Source organism: Stenotrophomonas sp. 278 (assembly GCF_003935715.1).
Taxonomy (GTDB): Bacteria; Pseudomonadota; Gammaproteobacteria; order Xanthomonadales; family Xanthomonadaceae; genus Stenotrophomonas; species Stenotrophomonas maltophilia_AH.
The window spans coordinates 1-5,881 of sequence record NZ_RHPP01000197.1; the positions used below are offsets into that span (position 1 = coordinate 1).

Annotated in this window: 5 protein-coding genes; 3 read left to right on the forward strand and 2 right to left on the reverse strand. The window is 64.4% G+C overall.

Annotated elements, in window-relative coordinates; translation table 11 throughout:
- Positions 1 to 120 precede the first annotated feature (120 nt).
- A complete protein-coding gene (aceE, locus tag EGJ34_RS20080; protein ID WP_125362205.1) occupies positions 121 to 2,808 on the reverse strand; it encodes a pyruvate dehydrogenase (acetyl-transferring), homodimeric type in 2,688 nt (895 codons plus the stop codon).
- 234 nt (positions 2,809 to 3,042) lie between these two features.
- Here aceE and EGJ34_RS20085 point away from each other — a divergent pair, with 234 nt between their 5' ends.
- The 3 genes from EGJ34_RS20085 (at position 3,043) to EGJ34_RS20095 (ending at position 4,906) form a co-directional block, all read left to right on the forward strand.
- Entirely contained in the window at positions 3,043 to 3,546 is a 504-nt protein-coding gene (locus EGJ34_RS20085; RefSeq protein ID WP_125362206.1) for a PadR family transcriptional regulator, read from the forward strand.
- Positions 3,547 to 3,631: 85 nt separating this feature from the next.
- Entirely contained in the window at positions 3,632 to 4,429 is a 798-nt protein-coding gene (locus EGJ34_RS20090; RefSeq protein ID WP_125362207.1) for a siderophore-interacting protein, read from the forward strand.
- Positions 4,430 to 4,570: 141 nt separating this feature from the next.
- Positions 4,571 to 4,906: a hypothetical protein gene (locus EGJ34_RS20095; RefSeq protein WP_125362208.1), complete on the forward strand. Its 336-nt coding sequence runs from the start codon at positions 4,571 to 4,573 to the stop codon at positions 4,904 to 4,906.
- Positions 4,907 to 5,261: 355 nt separating this feature from the next.
- On the opposite strand, the gene EGJ34_RS20100 is transcribed toward EGJ34_RS20095, so the two are convergent.
- The coding region (locus EGJ34_RS20100) for a YceI family protein (protein WP_148100532.1) at positions 5,262 to 5,881 on the reverse strand (620 nt) is incomplete at its 5' end.

Consider the following 5,881-nt stretch of genomic DNA (forward strand, 5'->3'; position numbering starts at 1 on the left):
TCTACGCTTTGACATGAACACTCCTCATGGCCTGGATCGGCCTTCTTGTAAGTGTCCGTGAAAACGGGGGTGAACCCGGACATGTACGAGGGGCCTTGGGGGCCCCTCGCACTAAATCAATCAAACCCCAACAGGGTTAGCCTTCTCCGGATCAATCTTGTACTGCTTGATCGCCCGGGCCACGTCCTTCCCGGTCATCTTCCCGTCCTTCGCCAGCGCCGCAATCGCCGCGTGGGCAATGTAGTACCGGTCCACTTCAAAGAAGCGGCGCAGGTTGGCGCGGGTGTCCGAGCGGCCGAAGCCGTCGGTGCCCAGCACGGTGTAGGTGGCCGGCACGAAGGCGCGGATCTGGTCGGCGTAGGCGCGCACGTAGTCGGTGGCGGCAATCACCGGGCCCTGGCGGTCTTCCAGCAGCTCGGTCACGTAGGCCTTGCGCTGGGTGTCTTCCGGATGCAGGCGGTTCCAACGTTCTGCGTCGAAGCCATCGCGGCGCAGTTCGTTGAAGCTCGGGCAGCTCCAGATGTCGGCGGTGACGCCGAAGTCCTTCTCCAGCAGCGCGGCCGCTTCAATGGCTTCGCGCAGAATGGTGCCCGAACCCAGCAGCTGCACGCGCAGCTCGTTCTTCTTCGGCTTGCCGGCGTCGGTCAGCAGGTACATACCCTTCACGATGCCTTCGGCTGCACCTTCCGGCATTTCCGGGTGGGTGTAGTTTTCGTTCATCAGGGTCAGGTAGTAGTACTCGTCTACCTGGTCTTCCATCATGGCCTTGGTGCCGTGCTGCAGAATCACCGTCACTTCGAAGCCGAAGGTCGGGTCGTAGCTGCGCACGTTCGGAATGCCGCCGGCGGCCAGGTGGCTGTGGCCGTCTTCGTGCTGCAGGCCTTCACCGTTCAGCGTGGTGCGGCCGGCGGTGCCTCCGAGCAGGAAGCCGCGGGTACGCATGTCGGCGGCCTGCCAGGCAAGGTCGCCCACGCGCTGGAAGCCGAACATGCTGTAGTAGATGTAGAACGGCAGCATCGGCACGTTGCTGACCGAATAGCTGGTACCGGCGGCCATCCACGAGGCAATGGCACCGGGTTCGCTGATGCCCTGCTGCAGCACCTGCCCGCTCTGGTCTTCGCGGTAGAACATCAGCTGGTCAGCGTCGACCGGCTTGTACTTCTGGCCGAACGGGGCGTAGATGCCGATCTGGCGGAACAGGCCTTCCATACCGAAGGTACGGGCTTCGTCGGCCACGATCGGCACGATGTGCGGGCCCAGTTCCTTGTCGCGCAGGGTGATGTTCAGGCTCTGCACGAAGGCCATGGTGGTGCTGTAGCTTCGCTCGCCGCTGCTCTTGAGCAGGCGCTCGTAGGCTTCCAGCTTCGGAGCGTTGAAGCTCTTGCTGGCCTTGCGGCGGCGCTGCGGCAGGTATCCGCCCAGGGCGGCACGGCGTTCCTGCAGGTACTTCACTTCCGGACTGTCCGGGCCGGGGTGGTAGAACGGCACCTGGCCGTCCTTCAGCTGCTCGTCGGTGACCGGAATGTTGAAGCGGTCGCGGAAGTGGCGAACGGCTTCGTCGTCCAGCTTCTTGGTCTGGTGGGTCGGGTTCAGCGCTTCACCGGCGCTGCCCATGCCGTAGCCCTTCACGGTCTTGGCCAGGATCACGGTGGGCATGCCCTTGGTGTTCACGGCTTCGTGGTAGGCGGCATACACCTTGTGCGGGTCGTGGCCGCCGCGGTTCAGGCGCCAGATGTCGTCGTCGGACAGACCGGCCACCATGGCGGCGGTTTCCGGGTACTTGCCGAAGAAATGTTCGCGGGTGTACGCGCCGCCGAAGGCCTTGCAGTTCTGGTATTCGCCGTCGACGGTTTCCATCATCAGCTTCTTCAGGACACCGTTGGTGTCCTTGGCCAGCAGGGCATCCCAGTAACCGCCCCACAGCAGCTTGATGACGTTCCAGCCGCCGCCACGGAACACGCCTTCCAGCTCCTGGATGATCTTGCCGTTGCCGCGCACCGGACCGTCCAGGCGCTGCAGGTTGCAGTTGACCACGAAGATCAGGTTGTCCAGGCCTTCGCGGCCGGCCAGGGCGATGGCACCGAGGGTTTCCGGCTCGTCGCTTTCGCCGTCGCCGATGAAGCACCACACCTTGCGGTCGGACTTTTCGATCAGGCCACGGTTTTCCAGGTAACGCAGGAACTGCGCCTGGTAGATGGCGGCCAGCGGGCCCAGGCCCATCGACACGGTGGGGGTCTGCCAGTAGTCCGGCATCAGCCACGGGTGCGGGTAGCTGGAAAGGCCGCCGCCATCGACTTCCATGCGGAACTTGTCGAGCTGCTGTTCGTCAATGCGGCCTTCCAGGAAGGAACGCGCATAGATGCCCGGGGCGCTGTGGCCCTGGATGAAGAGCAGGTCGCCGGGGTGGTTGTCGCTGGGGGCGCGCCAGAAGTGGTTGAAGCCCACGTCGTACAGGGTGGCACCGGAGGCGAAGCTGGCGATGTGGCCGCCCAGGTCGCCCGGCTTGCGGTTCGCGCGCACGACGGTGGCCATGGCGTTCCAGCGGATGATGGAACGAATGCGCCATTCCAGTTCGGCGTTGCCCGGGCTCTTGGCCTCCAGGTTCGGCGAAATGGTGTTCACGTACTCGGTGGTGGGAGAGAACGGCAGGTAGGCACCCGAACGACGGGTGAGTTCCACCATGCCTTCCAACAGCTGATGCGCGCGCTCAGGGCCCTCGACATCAATAACGGCCTTCAGCGACTCGATCCACTCCTGGGTTTCCACCGGGTTCGGGTCGTTGCTCAGCACATCGTTCAACCAGTTCATTAGCGCTCCCATGACCGCACGCACGCGCGCGAGGTGTTTATAGATTTCTAGCCGCAAAGTGTAGCGCACCAATGGGTTTGCGATCTTCGCTACGGGGGCGTATGGAGCTTGGGAGGCCTGTCTTTGGGGACAGCGCGCGACATTGTGACGCAGTGTTCCATGGGGTTGGCCGGGATTGATTGAACCTCGTGTGTTTTCGATATATCGTTATCGCACTCGAATCGATATATCGAAATGACCTGTCCCCGTGAACCTGATGCCCCTGCCCGTTCGGCCAGCGCGCGACCGCTGAGCCGGGGTGACCTGCGGCTGCTGGTGCTGGCGCTGCTGGCCGAGCAGCCGCGGCATGGCTATGAGCTCATTCAGTGCATCGCGGAGATGTTCGTGCGGGTGTACACGCCCAGTGCGGGCTCGATCTACCCGGTGCTGGCGCAGTTCGAGGCTTCCGGTTGGGTGGATGTGAGCAGTGAGGGTGGCCGGCGGCGGTTCCAGCTCAATGCGCTGGGTCAGGCGGAGCTGGAGGCGCAGCGCGAGGAAGTGAATGCGGCGATGCGCCGGGTTCGCGACAGCGCGCGCACGATTGCCAAGGCGAACCTGCCGATGCCGGTGCGCGAGGCGCTGCGCGAGGTGAAGCAGGCGTTGGGGTTGCACCATGCGCGGTGGTCGGACGAGAACGCGGCGGTTGTGGCGCAGGCGTTGCGCGAGGCGGCGGTGCGGATTCGGGCCGGGCGCACATAGATCCATGTTGACCGCGCCAGCCATAGAGCGCGCCAGGTCATTTTTCCATTTGCCGCGGTTGCGGCCTTGATACAGGTATTCCCCCATGGCTTTGCATGAACATCAATTGCTGCGTCATACCGTGAAGTTCCGCCCGCTGCAGGTGCTGCGCACCGAAGAGATCACCCCGAGCATGCGCCGGGTGGTGGTGGGTGGCCCGGCGCTGGAGGGCTTTGATTCGCCCGCGCCGGACGACCACGTGAAGCTGTTCTTCCCGAATGCGGCAGGCGACTTCGTGGTGCCCACGATGACCGAACACGGCCCGCGCTACCCGGAAGGCCAGGAGCCCTCCCCCGCCCGCGACTACACGCCGCGCTGGTGGGACCTGGAGGCCGGTGAGCTGGCGATCGACTTCGTGCTGCATGGCGATGGCGTGGCCTCGACCTGGGCTTCGAATGCCAAGCCGGGCGATGCGATTGCGGTGGGTGGGCCGCGTGGGTCGCATATCACCGCCGATGACTTTGACACCTATGTGCTGATTGGCGATGAGACCGCGCTGCCGGCGATTGCGCGGTGGCTGGAGCAGCTGCCGGAGAACGCGCGGGCGCAGGTGTATGTGGAGGTGCCTTCTGCTGAGGATCGGCAGGAGCTGCCTGAGGATGACCGGATTACGGTTTCCTGGCTGGAGCGGAACTGGTTTGACGCCGCCACCAGTACGTTGCTGGAGGATGTGTTTACCGATTTCGAGGAACCGGACGGGGACACGTTCTATTGGATTGCGACCGAGTCACGCCGGGCGCGGATGATGCGGAAGTACATCGAGGGGCATCTGGGGGTGCCGAAGGATTGGATCCGCTCGAAGGGGTATTGGAAGGCGCATGCGGATGAGCATGAGGGGGATTGAGGGGGCCTGATGGACCGCGATGACGCGCATGGCGCGTCATCGCCGGGATTACAATTCCCCTCTATGCCTGCCCTCACCTCTTCGGCCCTTGCCGACCTTATCGCGCGCCTGCAACACGGCGACCCTTCCCTTGATGCTGCCTTGGCAGCCGCTGCCCCCAACGCCACCGTGCCGGTACGCGAGGCCGCCTTGGCCCTGGCCCTTTCCCAGCAGGCGCTGCTGAAGGCGCAGGCGGACATGGACCTGGTGGCCGATGAGCTGCGGAAGTACCAGAAGTTCGCGGCACCGGGGAAGCCGAATCTGCAGATCGTGCAGCTGCGCAAGCAGCAGGCGGCGGTGAAGCAGACGGCGTTGGTGGCGCGACAAGGTTATGCGCAGGCCACGCATGTGTTTCTGCGCGGCACCGGGGTGGTGGTGCCGTCACGGCGCACGCCGACGGATTTCAGTGCGTTGTGGTTGGGGAAGTTGGCGGGGTGAGGTGAGCGGTGATATCCCGGGCGCGTGGCGACGCGTTCGTCGCAATGGCGCACAAGGGTCATGGGGCGCGGGTCGCACGACAGTCGACCGCCGATAACGGTGCGACGTTCTGTGGGGCATGACCTGGGAACGGAGGCGTTTGCCGGACGGTGAGGCGTTTGCCGGTGGGGTCCATGCGTTAATGGGCCGATTGGTGTTATCGGCAGTCGTCTTGCGACCGACTCTACCAAAGCAAAGGCCAGAGCCAGAGCCACAGCAATACCCCAAAGCAAACGGCCCGCCATTTTTGGCGGGCCGTTCGTTTGTTCCGAGCAGCGGGGCAAGCCCCGCTCTACGTACGTCAATACATCAGACGTTACGCGGCCGGCTTTTCGCCGGTGGCTTCGGTGGTGATGCGGACCTTCACTTCGTCGCTCACGTTCGGGGCGTACGCGCCCACGCCGAAGTCGGTGCGCTTGATCGTGGTGGTGGCGTCGAAGCCAGCAGCCGGAACCTTGGCCATCGGGTGCTCGCCGCCGCCGTTGATGGTGACGTGCAGCACGATCGGCTTGGTGATGTCCTTGATGGTCAGGTCACCGGTGACGGTCAGCTTGTTGGTGCCAGCGGCTTCCACCTTGGTGCTCTTGAAGGTGGCGGCCGGGAACTTGGCGGCGTCGAAGAAGTCGGCGCTCTTCAGGTGTTCGTCGAACTTGGCGGTGAAGCTGTTGAGGCCGCTCAGCGGCAGCTTCACTTCCACGGTGCTCTTGGTCACGTCGGCCGAGTCGAACACCAGGGTGCCTTCGGCGTTGCCGAAGTGGGCGCTGGGGTTGGAGAAGCCCATGTGGTTCCACTGGACCAGCACGTCGGTGTGGCTCGGGTCGAGCTTGTAGGTGCCCGAAGCGATCTGGATGGCTTCAGCGGCCGGGGCAGCGGCAGCGGCGTCTGCGGCCGGGGTGGTGGTCGGGGCAGCGGTTTCAGCGGCAGCCGGGGTGGCAG